The following is a 14,353-nucleotide window of genomic DNA, read 5'->3' on the forward strand; positions in this document are numbered from 1 at the left end:
GACATCATGAAGAAAGTCCTGATCGCCAATCGCGGCGAGATCGCCGTGCGCATCATCCGGGCTTGTCGCGATCACGGCCTGCAATCTGTCGCTGTCTATGCCAATCCAGACATGGAGGCGCTCTTCGTCAAGCTGGCCGACGAGGCCTATGGGCTCGTCGGCGCCCGTCCGGACGAGACCTACCTCGACATCGACAAATTGATCACCATTGCCAAGCGCTCCGGGGCAGATGCAGTGCATCCGGGCTATGGGTTTTTGTCCGAACGGGCCGAATTCGCCCGTGCGGTGATCGATGCTGGCCTCACCTGGATCGGGCCCGATCCGCATGTCATTGAGGCATTGGGCGACAAAGTCGAGGCGCGGCGGATCGCGACCGTCGTCGGCGCGCCGCTGGTCGCCGGTAGCGACGGCCCGGTCAAGACGGCAGCCGAGGTGATCGCCTTTGCCGAAGCGCATGGGTTGCCTGTTGCCATCAAGGCTGCCCACGGCGGCGGCGGCCGAGGCCTGAAGGTCGCTTGGAGGATGGAGGAAGTAGCAGAGCTTTATGAATCTGCAGTGCGCGAGGCCAAGGCCGCCTTCGGCCGTGGCGAGTGTTTCCTCGAGCGCTTCCTCGACCGCCCGCGCCACGTCGAAGCGCAGGTGTTGGCCGACAAACACGGCAATGTGCTGGTGCTTGGCACCCGTGATTGCTCTTTGCAGCGGCGCAATCAGAAGCTGGTCGAGGAGGCCCCCGCCCCTTTCCTCAGCGACACCCAACGCCAATCGATCCACGATGCTGCGAGGAAGATCTGCGCTGCCGCCGGCTATTCTGGCGCGGGTACGGTCGAATTCCTGCTCGGCGGCGACGGCACGATCTCCTTCCTTGAAGTGAACACCCGCCTGCAGGTCGAGCATCCGGTAACCGAGGAGACCACCGGCATCGACCTCGTCATCGAACAGTTCCGTATCGCCGACGGCCTGCCGCTGCGGGTCACCGAGACGCCTGTCCCGCGTGGCCATTCGATCGAGTTCCGCATCAATGCCGAGGATCCAGGCCGAGGCTTCCTGCCAACCCCGGGTACAATCACTGTCTTCGACCCTCCCGCCGGGCCTGGCATCCGTGTTGACAGCGGCGTCGTCTCCGGCTCGACGGTGCCTGGCACCTTCGATTCGCTCATGGCGAAACTGATCGTCACCGGCGCCACTCGCGATGAGGCGCTAAGACGCGCCCGCCGCGCGCTCAGAGAATTCAGGATCGACGGCATCGCGACAGTTCTGCCCTTCCATCGCGCCGCGATCGAGACGAAGGCTTTTACGGGCGAAAACGGCTTCAAGGTGCATACGCGCTGGATCGAGACCGATTTTGCCAATCGTCTTGAAGCAGAAGCCCGGCCAGAGCCGGTTGCCGATCCCTCGGTAATCCGCACCCATATGGAAATCGACGGCAGGCGCCATGAGATCGGCATTCCGGTCGCACTGCTGGCCGGTCTCGGCGGGCTTGCCGGCCAGGGCACCGGGCCGGTGACTGCTGCGAGGGCGGAAGACACCTTGAGCGTGACTACGCCGATCTCAGGTACGCTGCAGGCCTTCAAGGTCGAGGATGGCGCGGAAGTGGCGGCAGGTGACCTGATTGCGGTGATCGAAGCGATGAAGATGGAAACCAGGGTGACGGCATTGCGGGCCGGCAAGATCCGGATCAAGGCCCAAGCCGGCGCCTATCTGCAAGCCGGTGCCGAGATCGCCCGCTTCGAGATCCCACCGTCTGTCAGATAGGCCCGCGAATTGAGCCGATATCGGGTGGCCGATCGGATGGTTGTCCAAAGGCAGGAACAGCAAGGCTTAAGCGCACCCAGTATGTGACTGGCTACCCCTGCCATGCCGGAGCGGATCAGCATACTAGCCGGGTGGCGGCCTCTCCGCCTGCGCCGGCGCGACCGGAGTCCAAAGCGCGCCTGTGGCACGTTCGACAGCGCGGTGCCCTTGTCTTGTGCGCGACGGCTGCCATCTATCGATGATCATTTGAAATCACGTACCGATATCATCGGACATTTAACGAAGAAGCATGGAAATCAGCGAAATCGTCGCCGCTTACATACGTGTCCTGGCGTTGGCCGTCCTAGTCGTTTATGGCTATGCTTGGGTCATTCGCACCATCAGCCAAAGATTGATGAGGGGCGTTGCGGCAGGCCTTTTGTTTGGCCTCGGCGGCATTCTTTCCATGAACGATCCGATCGTGATGAGACCGGGGCTCATCTATGACGCCCGGTCCATACTTCTCATTCTCTCCCCCCTCTACACGGGAGCGATTGGCACCATCATTGCCGCAGCAATGATGGGGACGCACCGTTTGGTTCTTGGCGGCGTCGGCGCGATGGGCGGCGCGGTGAGCGTCATCCTTGTGGCGCTCTGCGGCTACGCCAGCACGTTCATACCCCGTCACCGAGTCGGCACCGGCTGGCTGAGGTCGCTGTTGCTCGGTCTTGCAACGATTTCTTCATTCATCGTCCTTGTCTTTCTGCCTCCGGAGGTCGCCTGGGACCTGCTTCTGAGCGCTGCGGCTCCCGTCATGCTTGCCAACATCCTCGGCGTCCTCCTCCTTGCCGATCTGCTTGAGCGCGAAAAGCAGCGGGTCCGGATGGTGCGGGTGCTTGAGAATGAGGCGAGCGTCGACCCTTTGACGAAGCTGCCTAATCGCCGCGTCTTCCAGCGGGCCGCCGACCGCTGCGCCGAGGAGGCGAGCAATCGCGGGCGGCCTTTCTCGATCGTTATGCTCGACGTCGACCACTTCAAAAAGATCAACGATACCTGGGGACACAATGTGGGCGACACCGTGCTTTCACGGGTCGCCGACATCATTCGCCGGGCCGTGCGCAAGACCGATGTCGCGGCTCGCTACGGGGGCGAAGAGATCATCATTCTGCTTCCAAATACCGAAGAGGGCGACGCCTCAACCGTTGCCGAGAAGATCCGCCATGCAATCGAGTCAGAAGATTTGGTCGTCGGTGTTACCGCAATCAAGGTTACTGTCAGCATCGGCGTCGCGGTTGTCGATTCCAGCGGTACCAATATTCGTGCAACAATCGAGGCCGCAGACAGAGCGCTCTATCGCGCCAAGACGGCTGGCCGAAACCGCGTCGAACTCGCAAGAGCTGCGTGAGGACGATGGTTCTGCCGGGACGCCGACAGCGGCGCTGCGTGCAAAAGCGGTATCAGCCCGACGTCTCTGGGCGCGTGGCTCGCTTCAGGTCGGCAAGCCCTCTGTTGGCATCCTTACTGCCAGTGGCGGCGGCCGCGTTGAATATCCGTGCGGCATCGCCAAACATTTCGAGATTCAGATAGCAATAGCCGCGCAACACCATGAGATCGATCGTCTCGCGTTTGATCTGCGCTCGCTGATCGAGGTAGATCAGCGTCTCGCGATACCGCTTGGCTCCATAAGCGGCAAGTGCCCTGTCAGCAAGGATTGAAACCTGGAGTTCGGCTGCGCGCTCACGGCTCTGAGGCGCACGCGTTGCCGCAACGGCTGCATTATTGGACAGGCCGGCGCGCAGATAGGCGAGACTCTGTCCATAGGCGGCGTCTTCGCGCGTCTGCCGCGCAGACCCCTTCAAGGCTCTTTCGAAAGCGGCAACAGCTTCCATCGGACGATTGAGATCCATCAGGCACCAGCCGCGGCTGAGCGCGGCGTCGGGGCTGAGGAGGCTCGCATCCTTCGTGGTCGAGCAGCCGCGCGGCTTGCGGGTGCCTCGCTGCACAGTCACTGTCTCCATTGCTTCGGTTCGCACGGCCAAGCCCGGAGGCTCGGCTGCGCCTCCTCCGTAAGCCGGTTGAGTTGGCACAGCCGCACGCGCAACGCTTTGTGGAAGCCGGGCGGGCGGTTGAAGCGATGCCCCGACGGAGGACGCCGAGGGCGATGTCTCGTCAAGCGTGGCGATACGCTGAGAGCGGCCCGCCCACAGCCGCTGGACCTCCGCGACTCCCCTGCGATCGTTCAATTGCTCACGGGTGATGGCAAGACCATAGGCGGAAGGTTCGTCGTCCGGTTTCCAACGAAGTGCCGTTTCAAACCAGCGCGCTGCAGTCTGCGGTTGATTGAGCGCGCGCGCATACCAGCCGAACTGCTGCGCGGCCGGCACGTATTTCTGCGCAATGACCTCCTTTGCCATGCGACCAAGTACGTCTTCGCTTATATTGGCGGGCGGCTGCAAAGCCATCAGATTGGCAGCAGCGGCAAGATAGGTATCGGTGGCATCCTTGGAATCGCTGCGCCACCTGTACATCACATCCTCGGCCTCTTGAGGCGCCTTGCGGGCGACAAGCGCCAGTGCCAGGCCCTGTGAGGCGGATGCCGAATCCTCCTTGGCACGGGCTGCGCGAAACCACGTCTCCGCCTCCGGCGCGTTCTCGCGTCGAAGCTGATACCAGCCGAGCAAGAGCGCATCAGAAGCGAGCCCTTGAGTTTCCGCGAGACGCGCAACACGCGATACATAGTCTGCCGCGACATCAAGCTTCGGATCGGCGTTGCCGTCAGCGACGAAGCGGCGAGCGAGCTCGTCACGGATGCCATCGAACTCGCGCGCGCCGCTCACGGCGGGCTGCTCAAGGGCAAGCAGCCGCTGCATGGCCTGATAGGGCAGCAACGCCGAAGCCTTCTGGACGCTCGCAAGGCGTTCCTGCGGGTTCGTGCAGTTCTTCAGGATGTAGCTGTAGGCATCTACGCTGCGCGGTTCTTTCCCTGTATGGACGAAGGCTTCGGCGACGCGCCACAAGACATCGATATCGCTGCAGGCCAGAAGGCTCGGGGTCGCAGCGCCGATCTCGATAACTGTCGCGTACTGTTTGAGGTCGGACGCATTCACAAGCCGCGCCCGGGCTTCCGCGACATCCAGGCGATCGAGCAGGTCAGCGGGCGGCTGCCAGCCGGTATCAGCCGTCCGGCGGTCGGCGATAGCTTTGCGAAGCTCTGCATAGCGCCCCTCCGCATAAAGCTGCCACATGGTTTCGAGCTGCTTATCGCCGCTTTGCGGCACAGCCAGCGGATCGGCGGGCGGCACCCAGTTCGGATAAAGCGCTTGAAGACGGGAGATTTCGGCCTGCAGGCGGACCTTGTCGCCGCGGCTTGCAAAATACCGCAGCGCGCTTTCGTCGACCTTCGGCTCAGCTGCCGGTTGCGGCGCTGTCGGCTGATCGGCCGGCTGCCCCTTATCGGCAGGCTGCGGCTGAGCCGGGGGGACGGGCGCCTGCTGAGGTTGAGGCGCCTGAGCCGTCAGCACCGGTGCCGCCTCCTGAAGACGGTCGGCGACCGCCTGGACGTCGATCGGCGGGCTGCTGGGCGTGTCCGGTTGCATCTGACGGTCCGTGTGAAGGTTCGAGCGTCCGATGCCGAATTTCTCCACCAGCGCGGCACGGTCCTTCACCCCGGTTATTACGATGGCCACCACCGCTGCAGCCGATAATGCGATGAGGGACGACTTCACAGACACTCCGGATGTTTCTTCACGACAAGGGCCAGCCCGAGCAACTGCAGCGTGGACGGATAATAGAGCGCAGGCGAAAACTGCCGGGCAGTCGGAGGCAATCTCTTGCCGTTGACCACACAGGCCACAACATCGTTAACAATTCGATAACCCGGGTCGGCAAGCACCGTCTTCACGCTACCCGTGGCAAGATCGATTGTCGCCGGAGCACCATCTGCGGTCATTCCATGTTGCAGCCTGGAAAGCAGGACCTTGTCGGTAATCCCTGCCCTTGCGAGATATAGCGGGATGCGAACAGCGTTGTAGGCGAATTCCGCATCAAAACCTTCGGCTGGTGCGGGCCGGCGGGCAAGGCTTACCCATTCAGCAGGTAGTTTGCGCGGGCCGAATTGCAGGGATTTCACGAGTGCAAGGCCGTCATCGGACAGCTTCTGCCATCGGTCCGACGGCGCAAGCAGCGCCATCACCGGGATCGCCTCGAAGATCCAGTAGGAGGGGTTGACCACCGGCCCATCCCTGCGGCCGGGTGGTGTAAAACCTTCGACGCCGGGCAACAGCAGCGTACGGCCACCGGCCTCCACCACTGCTTCGGAAAGGAGCGCCTGGGCCATTCTGGCAGCGGCCTCAATATAATCGCTCCTGTTCCAGGAGGTGCCAGCGAGCGCAAGCGCATAGGCAATCAGCATGTCGCCGTCCGAGGCGTTGTTGGTGTCCGTCACATGCGGTTTGGCCAAAGGGTCCCATTTCCATACAGCAAGCCCATCATCGCGCAGCAGAAGCTCAGTGCGGGTGAAATACCATATCTGCTCGAAATCGGCGGGGCTGTTGGCGAGATAGGCAAGCAACAGACCGTAACCCTGGCCCTCGCTGTGGCTGATGTTGCCGTTGCCGTTGTCGACGACACGGCCGCTCGGATCGAGAAACTGCACCTTGTAGGCGGACCATGCCTTTGGATCGACGAGCACCTGTTGGGCCTGAAGGGGTTCGACAGCAATCGCAAAAGCGAGTGCACCAGCCAGCACCGTTGCCACGATCCTCTTCATTTGCCCCTGCCCAGTCTGCTCAGCATGCCCGACGTCGCCATGCCGAGGAGAATCGAAAGAACGACAAGCAGAAAGGCATAGGAGAGGATATTGGTGGAGAGCCAATTTGCGGCGATCAACCTGAAATTCGCAAGCGACCAAGGCTGCGAGGGCACGAAGTCGAAACGCGAGACCGGCACGGTTTCGATCTCACCGGTCTTGCCCGAATAGGTGGTGATGTGTCCGGAAATTTGCGGCCAGTTGCGCTGCTCCGTCACAGCATCGATACCCTCGCGCAGGTCTCTTGCCGAGGGGGCCGTTACGACTGTCCAGGTCCCGTCGCCGGTCGGGCTGGCGCCTTGCGCAATCATCAGGCTCGCCACATTGGAGGGAGTGAAAACGGCTTCTGCTCTCGGTACAAATTGCAGCGAACTCAGCGAGATGTCGAAGTTCTCGCGCAACCACTCCTGGAACGCCGTGACCTGACCGCGCCACGCGCCGCTGCTCACCTTCGAGCGCCATTGGTCGAAAGCGGAATTGGTGTCTGGCTGGACCACCTGCTTATCCGGCACCGGGCGCCAAGTGGCCTGGCTTGCCGTGGAGATATTCAGTTGGGACAAGACCGCCGCCGGTAATTGCGAGATGGAACCGATGAATACGGCCTCCTGATCACCGATCGTGCCTGGCGAAGCCGTCGGCTCGATGTTCATCGGGCGACCGGAAACAACCGCCATCTGACCAAGCAGCGTGGCCGCGGCAGAAAGCGTGTCGGCATCGATGCGGTCTATAAAGAGCGGCATCGGACCGGCAAGCCGTCCATAGGGATAGGCGGTACCGGCCATGGCGGCAAGATTGGGACGCTGCCCGACGCGGGCGAAATCCGGCATGCGGAACTCAGTCGTATCGAACAAGGCAAAGCGCGCCGTGGTCGAGGCGGTCGCACCGGGCACACATATCTTGTCATCGCTCGTCGTGAGGATTGCTTCAAGACTGAGTGAATTGAGGCCCGGCTTGAAGTGGCGCATGGCCACGCGGATCGGCAGGTGACGGAGGATGCCGCCGCCGGTCCCGGTAATCGGCATCGTCGAGGCGATATTGCCGTTGACATAGATGTCGATATGGCTGCCGGGAAGGACGCTGCCGGTATAGGCTGCGTCCAGCAGAACCGTCGCTTCCCCATAGGCATTCGCATAGAAGTCGGAAGGAACCGCGACATTGAAGTTCGTCCGAAAACGCCGACCGGAAAACTCTGTCGTCTTCACGCCCAGATCGGCAAATGTAAGCTGCGTGTCCTGGAGTATCAACGGTGCGTTGGGCGCGCTCCAGCGCTCGGTGGTCAGCGCATCGCGCCTGATGCCCGGGGCACGATCAGTCGGGGAGACGATGGTATCGATGGCCGAGGAGATTGCCTGCCACGAAGGGCCACTAATCAGGAGCACGGGCGAGCCAGTACGCGGGTCGGTGACGAATGTCGCAAGAGCTGCGGACTGAGCCGCCGGTGGCAGGTCTGGAAAATAGGGCTGCAGCTCGGAAGTCGTGCCGACGAGAACGGTAAGCTTGCCGGGACCGGCTGCCGGCAGCGTGTCGACGCTGAAGGAGATGGATTGGTTCGGCATACCACTCAGCACGGAGAGCCCCTGTGCGAGGCGAAGCAGCGGCTTCGTCGTGCCAGGCTGCTCAAGGGCTGGAACGAGGAGGTCGAATTCCGTTCTACCGGATCCGTCGACGCCGACCGCACGGATGGCATCCGTGCTTGACAGCTTTGCAGCGTCTTGCCCTTCGAAGCTCAGATGGGTCTGCGCAGGATCGATATTGGACCAGAGCTCATAAGTCGACTGGATCGTGCAATCCGTGCGGTGGCGCTGGCTTGCCTCGAAGGTCAAAAGATTTGCGCCGGGCTGTAACAGACCACGCGGAACATCGAAGCTGACTTGGGAGGGTGCGTCGGGTGAGCCGATCTGCTTTTGACCGATCGGACGGTTGTTGATGAGCACGGTGATCTGCGAGGATTCCGGCGCAACGACGATGGAATTCTGGTAGGCGAAATTGAATTTTGCCGGCGCGCCTGCCTGTTCTGGAGTGAGGTAGACGCTCCACGACTTTCGGTCGAATTCGCCCTCCAGACCGAATTTGTCGAAGGGAACGACGTAGCGGCGCATGCCGCCGGCCGTCCCCGCCGGGGTGCCGGCAAACTGGGCGGCTTGCGGCCGAGCGGAATTTGCAGAGCCGCGAAAAGATGGGGAAGGTATCGGCGGAGCGGCAGGGATGGACGGTGCGGCTGGAACCGTAACAGGCGGTGTCACCGTCGGAGCAGGCAATGTCAGGCGCGGCACCATGGGATGAAGACCGGCCGGGCGCTCAGGCGACATGTCAAAGGGCGCAGGCGCCTGTGCAGTCTGAGCCCAGGTGAGCGGCGAGGTGCTGATGAGAAACAGTGCAGCGGCAAGACCCGTCCTCATCAGCCGTTCGCCTTTGCCATCTGCTGCTGCGCTTCGCGCTCCGGCCGCATGCTGCGGAAGAAATAAATGAGCCCGCGGCTTGTCTGATACAGCGATAGGCCAAGGAACCAGATGGTACCGCGGATGAGGCCCGGATTACGGCGGCGCGATTCCTGAAACTGCGCCCATTGATCGGAATTGGCAAAGATCAAATCGGCGATCAGGCGATGATCAAGCGCGCTCTTCGGGATATACTGGCAGCCGACAGCCATGATATCGCCGTCCTGTTCCATGTTGCGAACGACGAGCGGCAGAGTTTCGAGGTCAGCACCGCTGTAAGGGCGGAAGCGGATTTCGCCTTCGGCGCCGATCGTCATGGGGTCGAGCTGCTTGTTGAAGACATGGAGACGCGCTCCGTGAACCGAGACGTCCTCGATCGAGGCGGTATGCCATTTGCCGTTGACGCCGAATTCGCAGCGCCGATTGACTCGCACACGCCGCGAAGCGGCACGCTCGCCGCGCTCCGACACCACGCCAAGCGCGCAGCCTGCCATGATGAGATTGATAAGGTTCCACCCGCCGACAACGAGCGTGACATCCGCCTTGTAGGGCTCGGCATAGATGCGATAGATCGTGATGGCGAGCGCAATGAGCTGCACGGCAAATATAACGAAAAAGGGCCTGCTGATTTCCGAAAGGCGGCTGACCGAAATCGATTCGTCCTTTGCCGTGACCTTGAAGGTTGGTTTTCGTGGATTGATCATGACGGAAATGACGGCAGGTAAGAGGTGGACTGTCTGCACATACTCGTAAAGTTCCGAAATCCACGGCCAGCGGAACGAACCATAAAGATAGTTCTGCATCATCAGGTTCACGAGCATATAGGCAAGCGTATAGGCCAGAAACTCGCCGCCGGAGGCTGTGAATATTTCAAGGTCGAAGAACAGATAGAAGAGCGGCGCGAACAGGAAGATCGTCCGCGGGAACGGGAAGAGCCAGAACAGCGTCGAGGACATGTAACAAAGGCGCTGGGGAATCGACAGGCCGCGCTTTAAGAGCGGAAACCGAAAGCGCAGGATCTGCATCATGCCTTGCGCCCAGCGGCTGCGTTGGCCGATGAAACTTGCGAAGGTGGCGGGCTGCAGACCGGCGATCAGCGGCTTGTCGACATAAATGCTGTTCCAGCCCGCGCCATGCAACGCCAATGCGGTCTCACAGTCTTCAGTGATGCTGATGCCGCTAAAGCCATTGGTGGATTGCAGGGCGCGACGGCTGAGAACTGCGGCCGAGCCACAGAAGAAGGCAGCGTTCCATTTATCGAGACCCCGCTGGATGATGCCGTAAAACATCTCATTTTCACTCGGCATCCTGTCGAAAGTGCGCAAATTGCGCTCCAACGGATCCGGATTGATGAAGAAGTGCGGCGTTTGCACGAGGAAGAGCTTCGGGTCGTCGTCGAAATAGCCGACCGTCTCGCGCAGGAAGTCCCGGGCGGGCGCGTGGTCAGCGTCGAAGACAGCGATGAGCTCGCCCGTCGAATGCTGCATGCCGTTGTTGAGATTGCCCGCCTTGGCATGTTCATTGCGCTCGCGCGTCAGGTAATTGACGCTGAGTGCCTCGCAGAGCTGCCTCAGTTCATTGTGCCGCGCAATGGCGGCCTGGGCTTCGAGCAACTTGTTGGAGTTGCGTTTTTGCAGCGTGCCGCCATCATCCAGGAGCCAGACATGCAGTTTATCGGCCGGATAATCCATTGCTTTTGCGGCAGCGAGCGTATTGCCGAGGAGATGGGCGTCTTCGTTATAGGTAGGCACGAAGACGTCGACATGCGGAAACCGCCCTTCCTTGACAGGGCGCGACCGGCGCGGCGGAAGTGGAGTCGCGACGATGAAGAGGCTGAGCGCCAGCATGGCGATGCTGTACATTTCGGCAAGATAGAGCAGCAGCCCGGGAATGAAGTTTTCGAGCTGATTGATGGGTGGCAGCGTATTCGTCGTGCGCCAATAGGCATAGCGCAGAACGACGGCAGTGCCGAAGGCAAGCGCGATCAGGCGCCATGTGCCCTCCCCCTTCAAGATCTTGATTATCGCCATGATCGTGACGACGGTGATACTGGCAATAAGCTGAGTCTGCAGGTTCACCGGCAACGTGATCAATACGAAGACGCAGAGCGAAACGATCGCCCAGGTGAAGATGCTTCGAGCCTTATGCATCGACGTCCCTTCAAAAGCATGGCCGGGCATTGCGGCGCCGGGCTATGCGTTTCCTATCTTCGGCACGCGGCCGTCATGGCCGCATCGCCTATGCAGTCGGGGGAAGGCACGGTGATGCCTGCCTTCGCCGCTTGTTGAACGGGGCCCGGAGCGGGCATCGGATCGGTATTGGCCCCTGGCGTTTCGATCGCTGGGTCCGGCAGCGGTACGCGCACCCCAATCGGCGCGGGCACAGGCGCTATTGCCGGCGCCTTGACCTGACGTGGCTGACGGCGGAGGGCCGCCGGGGCCGGTTCGTAGCCGATCTCAATGGCGCCAGCGCGGTGGCCGCCGTCGTCCGGGTAAACAGGGCTGCCGGCGCGGCCGAGAACTTCATCGGCGCCTTTTACCTCGCCGTAAGGATTCCATATCTCGCCATTGAGCGTGCCGGTGACCGTATAGCCATACATGACGCTTAAGAGCTGACGCTCGCTGGCGCGCGCGTCGCAAAGGCGAAGCCGCACCTGGATCATACCGAAATTGCGCGCTTGCGTATGTGCCGCCTGGCTCGATCGGATCTGCTGCCAGCCATAAAGGCAGGTATCGCCGGCGCTGCTGCGACCCGAGGCATAGGCGAACGGCCCATAGCTGTTTTGCAAGAAGGTGTTGTTCCTCGCCATCGCAACACCCGGCGCAGCCGCGAATGCTTCGCGAGAAATTCCCCTTTCGCTGATCATCTTGTAGGCGGCGCCTCCCGCCCCCGGATTGGACCCACTTGCCCCATAGAATTGCACTTTCAGGAAATTCTGCCCCCGCACGGAAGAGGACGTATAGAGCGAAAGCATCTGCTCCACGCCATTGCCGCGCCTGGTTTCGACGACACTTACGATGGCCGGGCCACCGGGGGGCGGAAGAATGAGTGCCTTTTCACTGGCCACCGTCTCGGGCGCCGAGGGCTGCCTGACGCTGCCGCTCGTCGACGCACAGCCAGCCAACAAGGCCGCGGTGACCACCGATATCAACCCCAGCAAGCGCATTTTAGGTGCCGCCGCAAAATCGTCTTTCCAGATATCCATCGGCACTGCGCGCAATGGATGTTCGAATCAACGACCGCCCGGCCGTTAACGAGGAATAAACGGCGGATACGGTTAATCGAACGTTAAAATCGGGCACCCTTGCGACAGTCAGCCGGCCGCAATGACACAGCAAGTTCCATAAACGCCTTTGCGTCTTCTCATGGTGCGGCGCGCCTGTTTTGCGCCGCCCGGTGAGATTGATCCTCAGGACTGACCGCGAAGATCTCAGCATTTTCGCCGCCCCGCGCCGCTACGGTCCAAAGTTGGTTTGTTATTATTTAGATAAGCTTTCTGTCATATACGGTCGAAAACCCGGTCGTCACACGGCCGCAAGATAGCGCGTTCTGGTAGAGCTCTGCGTTGACTGCAACGAGGCTCGCTCTAGTTCTGATACGGAACAGGTGTCGGTTCGGCAGGATGTATCGATAACGGACCACGTAAAGCGAGGCGGGTTAAGGAGGGTGACCCCATGCCGGAAAATCGTGCGAATTGGCCTGAGCCGGCTCCGCAGAAGTCCGAATTCGGCAGCCGCGCCGAGGGGCTGTTTTCGCTGTGGGATCACGATCTCAGGCTTATCGACTGGTCTGAAATGCTCAAGGAGCGCCTGAACCTTTCTGACGAGGCGCCCATAATTTTGGGGAATGTATACCCCGACCTGGCAAATCCCGATCTCGCTGCCCTCGTTCAGCTCGTCGTCAATAGCGGCAAACCGCGGACCATTCGTCTCGGGGCGAGCGAATCCGACCGGCGCAATCTGCTATTGTTCCAGGCCAGGGCCGGCCTTGCGATCGTCGAATTTGGCGGCGCTGACAATAATGAGACCGCAAGAGCGCAAGAGCTGGACCGGGCGTTACTCCTTCACCAGGCGACCCATGACGTTTTGACCGGGCTTCCCAATCGCCGCCAATTCAGCGACAAACTGGGAAATATTCTCCCAGTTCATGCAAAGGCGGGCCTTGCACTGATGCAGATCGATCTGGACGATTTCAAACCCGTCAACGATACGCTGGGCCATGGAGCCGGGGATATCGTCCTAAAACTTGCGGCCGAGAGGATTCGAAAGGCGCTTGGTAAAGACGAGACCGCCTACCGCCTTGCAGGCGACGAGTTCGCCGTCATACAGATCGCCCGCGAGCAGCCGGATGAAGCCGAAAGACTAGCAGAATCGCTGATCAGCGAATTTCGCAAGCCCTTCACGGTGGACGGAATTACCGTATTTGTCGGTGCCAGTATCGGCGTTGCAATTGCACCTCGCGACGGCAATGAGAGCGAGCAGTTGATGAAGGCTGCCGATGTTGCCCTTTATGCCGCCAAGAAGGACGGACGCCGGCGCGCGCGGACCTTTAATCCGAGCATGCTGCAGGTGCTGGAACAGCGAGAAGTGTTGAGACGGAGCCTTCGGGTCGCGCTGCAACACCGTGAATTCTTTATCGAATATCAGCCGCTGGTCGATCGGTCGTTGGCGATAGCCGGCTTCGAAGCACTGCTGCGCTGGCGCCACCCGATCCTCGGAGTGATCTCACCGATCGCTTTTATCCCGATGGCGGAATCAGACGGCCTTATGAGCGAAATAGGTCAATGGGTACTGGAAGAGGCGTGCCGGGAGGCTTTGACCTGGCCGGCCCACTATACTCTTGCGGTAAACCTATCTCCCGCCGAATTTTTAACCCCAGGTCTGACCGACCGAGTGTCCCAAACCCTCGACGTCGTTGGACTGCCCTCGGAGCGCTTGGAGCTCGAGATCACCGAAACCGTGCTGCTGGAGCGCACGATCAACAATCTTGATACCCTGAACACGCTCAACGTGCTTGGCATCCAGATTTCCCTCGATGACTTCGGGACCGAGTATTCCTCTTTGAGTTATCTGAAGAACTTCCCCTTCGATAACATCAAGATAGACAAGTACTTTATCAACGACCTGCCTGATGATCAGAAGAGCCAGACCATCGTGCGCTTCGTCATCGCGATGGCCCATGGGCTTGGCATGCGCGTGACTGCCGAAGGCGTCGAGACGGCCGAACAGGCCGCCTGGCTGCAGGCAGAGGGATGTGACCGGTTGCAAGGCTATTTCCTGAGCCCTCCTTTGGGGGCCGACATGGTTGATGAATTTATTCGCAAGCACGCTGACACGGGACCCGATAATGATCAGGTCAAATCCTGAAAAGTGAAGCG

Annotated in this window: 9 protein-coding genes; 4 read left to right on the plus strand and 5 right to left on the minus strand. The window is 60.8% G+C overall.

Annotated elements, in window-relative coordinates:
- Nucleotides 1-6: 6 nt before the first annotated feature.
- Both BLP23_RS28070 and BLP23_RS28075 read left to right on the plus strand, forming a co-directional pair.
- Nucleotides 7-1,752 carry an acetyl/propionyl/methylcrotonyl-CoA carboxylase subunit alpha gene (locus BLP23_RS28070; protein ID WP_092588013.1) on the plus strand — a complete coding sequence of 582 codons (1,746 nt, stop codon included), beginning with the start codon at nt 7-9 and terminating at the stop codon, nt 1,750-1,752.
- Nucleotides 1,753-2,041: 289 nt separating this feature from the next.
- Entirely contained in the window at nt 2,042-3,136 is a 1,095-nt protein-coding gene (locus BLP23_RS28075; RefSeq protein ID WP_092588014.1) for a GGDEF domain-containing protein, read from the plus strand.
- 52 nt (nt 3,137-3,188) lie between these two features.
- Here BLP23_RS28075 and BLP23_RS28080 read toward each other — a convergent pair whose 3' ends face one another.
- The 5 genes from BLP23_RS28080 to bcsN are packed head-to-tail and all read right to left on the minus strand — an operon-like array spanning nt 3,189 to nt 12,043.
- The gene (locus BLP23_RS28080; RefSeq protein ID WP_092588015.1) at nt 3,189-5,456 is read right to left on the minus strand and encodes a cellulose synthase; all 2,268 of its coding nucleotides are present in this window, start codon (nt 5,454-5,456) and stop codon (nt 3,189-3,191) included.
- A complete protein-coding gene (locus BLP23_RS28085; protein ID WP_092588016.1) occupies nt 5,453-6,499 on the minus strand; it encodes a family 8 glycosyl hydrolase in 1,047 nt (348 codons plus the stop codon). Before BLP23_RS28085 ends, BLP23_RS28080 begins: the two co-directional genes overlap by 4 nt.
- Complete coding sequence (locus BLP23_RS28090) at nt 6,496-8,937, minus strand: cellulose biosynthesis cyclic di-GMP-binding regulatory protein BcsB (RefSeq protein ID WP_092588017.1); 2,442 nt, start codon at nt 8,935-8,937, stop codon at nt 6,496-6,498. The genes BLP23_RS28085 and BLP23_RS28090 overlap by 4 nt, the downstream gene beginning before the upstream one ends.
- Nucleotides 8,937-11,126, minus strand: a complete 2,190-nt coding sequence (bcsA, locus tag BLP23_RS28095) for a UDP-forming cellulose synthase catalytic subunit (RefSeq protein WP_092588093.1) — start codon at nt 11,124-11,126, stop codon at nt 8,937-8,939. The genes BLP23_RS28090 and bcsA overlap by 1 nt, the downstream gene beginning before the upstream one ends.
- Before the next feature lie 53 nt (nt 11,127-11,179).
- On the minus strand, nt 11,180-12,043 hold the full coding sequence (bcsN, locus tag BLP23_RS28100) for a cellulose biosynthesis protein BcsN (protein WP_233426838.1): 864 nt from the start codon (nt 12,041-12,043) through the stop codon (nt 11,180-11,182).
- Here bcsN and BLP23_RS34765 point away from each other — a divergent pair.
- Together BLP23_RS34765 and BLP23_RS28105 are read left to right on the plus strand one after the other, a co-directional pair.
- Complete coding sequence (locus tag BLP23_RS34765) at nt 12,021-12,230, plus strand: hypothetical protein (protein ID WP_233426839.1); 210 nt, start codon at nt 12,021-12,023, stop codon at nt 12,228-12,230. The genes bcsN and BLP23_RS34765 overlap by 23 nt on opposite strands.
- Before the next feature lie 420 nt (nt 12,231-12,650).
- The gene (locus BLP23_RS28105; protein ID WP_092588018.1) at nt 12,651-14,342 is read left to right on the plus strand and encodes a putative bifunctional diguanylate cyclase/phosphodiesterase; all 1,692 of its coding nucleotides are present in this window, start codon (nt 12,651-12,653) and stop codon (nt 14,340-14,342) included.
- The last annotated feature ends 11 nt before the right edge of the window (nt 14,343-14,353 follow it).

Origin of the sequence: Rhizobium mongolense subsp. loessense (assembly GCF_900099775.1) — a bacterium.
GTDB classification, from domain to species: Bacteria; Pseudomonadota; Alphaproteobacteria; order Rhizobiales; family Rhizobiaceae; genus Rhizobium; species Rhizobium loessense.

Excerpts from the sequence above, each read along its gene's own strand:
- BLP23_RS28070 (WP_092588013.1), top strand. The coding sequence starts at position 7 with ATGAAGAAAGTCCTGATCGCCAATCGCGGCGAGATCGCCGTGCGCATC.
- BLP23_RS28075 (WP_092588014.1), top strand. The coding sequence starts at position 2,042 with ATGGAAATCAGCGAAATCGTCGCCGCTTACATACGTGTCCTGGCGTTG.
- BLP23_RS28085 (WP_092588016.1), bottom strand. The coding sequence starts at position 6,499 with ATGAAGAGGATCGTGGCAACGGTGCTGGCTGGTGCACTCGCTTTTGCG.
- BLP23_RS28090 (WP_092588017.1), bottom strand. The coding sequence starts at position 8,937 with ATGAGGACGGGTCTTGCCGCTGCACTGTTTCTCATCAGCACCTCGCCG.
- bcsA (WP_092588093.1), bottom strand. The coding sequence starts at position 11,126 with ATGCATAAGGCTCGAAGCATCTTCACCTGGGCGATCGTTTCGCTCTGC.
- BLP23_RS34765 (WP_233426839.1), top strand. The coding sequence starts at position 12,021 with ATGAGTGCCTTTTCACTGGCCACCGTCTCGGGCGCCGAGGGCTGCCTG.
- BLP23_RS28105 (WP_092588018.1), top strand. The coding sequence starts at position 12,651 with ATGCCGGAAAATCGTGCGAATTGGCCTGAGCCGGCTCCGCAGAAGTCC.